The sequence below is a fragment of the Acidovorax sp. HMWF018 genome (assembly GCF_003061035.1).
GTDB classification, from domain to species: Bacteria; Pseudomonadota; Gammaproteobacteria; order Burkholderiales; family Burkholderiaceae_C; genus Acidovorax; species Acidovorax delafieldii.
Genome location: NZ_QAIM01000635.1, coordinates 6,192 through 7,390 on the forward strand (window position 1 = coordinate 6,192; position 1,199 = coordinate 7,390).

At 64.7% G+C, this 1,199-nt stretch carries 2 protein-coding genes; both read right to left on the bottom strand.

Annotated features, from left to right (window positions below; translation table 11 throughout):
- Positions 1–210 (bottom strand): site-specific integrase (locus tag DBR23_RS31935; protein WP_233250775.1); only part of this gene is annotated, 210 nt, incomplete at its 3' end.
- 88 nt (positions 211–298) lie between these two features.
- Positions 299–1,199: tripartite tricarboxylate transporter substrate binding protein BugE (locus DBR23_RS26840; RefSeq protein ID WP_233250776.1), on the bottom strand; the 901-nt coding region annotated here is incomplete at its 5' end.

Here is a 1,199-nt window from a genome sequence, read left to right on the forward strand (position 1 = left end):
GCGGGTCTGCGCATGGCGGGCGGCAAAATAGGCCTGCAGGTGGTGTTCGGCCGTGTCGTCCAGCGCCAGGGCGGGCTGCTGGTCGGCCAGCCACTGCGCATACAGCGTCAGGTCGCGCCGGTAGGCGGCCAGCGTGTTGCGCGACAGGCCATCTTCCAGCCACAGGGCGTCCACAAAGGTGTCGATGGCGTTCAGACTGGGGGCAAGCATCCAAAAACCATAGCATGCATCGCGGGCATTCGACTCCACGGGCACAAAAAAGCCGCCCGAAGGCGGCTGGGGACGGAGGCGGTGGCTTTTATTCCAGCGTCAGCTTCTGCTTGACGACCACATCCTTGTAGACCGCGAACTCGGCCTTGATCTGCTCTGCAAACTGCTCGGGCGTGTTGCCGATCACGAGCGAGCCCGTGTCTTCGATGCGCTTCTTCACGGCCGGGTCTTCCAGGGCCTTGCGCACACCGGCGTTGATCTTGTCCACCACATCCTTGGGCAGACCCTTGGGACCCACGATGCCGTAGTAGGCCATGCGGTTCACCGGCTCCAGGCCCAGTTCCTTGAAGGTGGGCACATTGGGCAGGGCCGCCACGCGCTGGGGCGCCGCAACGACGATGGGCACCAGGCGGTTTTCCTTGATGAAGGGCAGCGCCGAGGGCAGGTTGTCAAAAATCATGGGGACCTGGCCGGCCACGGTGTCGTTCAGGGCCGGGCCCGCGCCCCGGTAGGGGATGTGGGTCACAAAGGTGCCCGAGAGGTTCTTGTACAGCTCCATCTGCAGGTGGCCGATGCCGCCCGTGCCGGACGACGAGTACGAATACTTGCCAGGCGACTTCTTGAGTTCCGCCAAAAACGCCTTGTAGTCCTTGGCCGGGAAGCTGGGGTTCACCGCAATGATGTTGGGGGTGGCCGCAATGTTGATGATGGGCGAGAAGTCCGTCAGCGGGTTGTACGGCGTCTTGGGGTTGATGGCGGGGTTGGCTGCGGTGGTGGACACGGTGGCCACGCCCAGCGTGTAGCCGTCGGCCGTGGCACGGGCGAGTTCGGCCGCACCCACAATGCCGCCGCCACCGGCCTTGTTGTCCACGATCACGCTCTGGCCAAGCACGCGGCCCAGCGGCTCGGCGATCACGCGCGCAATGATGTCGGTGGTGCCACCGGGTGCAAAGGGCACAACCAGCCGGATCACCTTGTTGGGGTAGCCT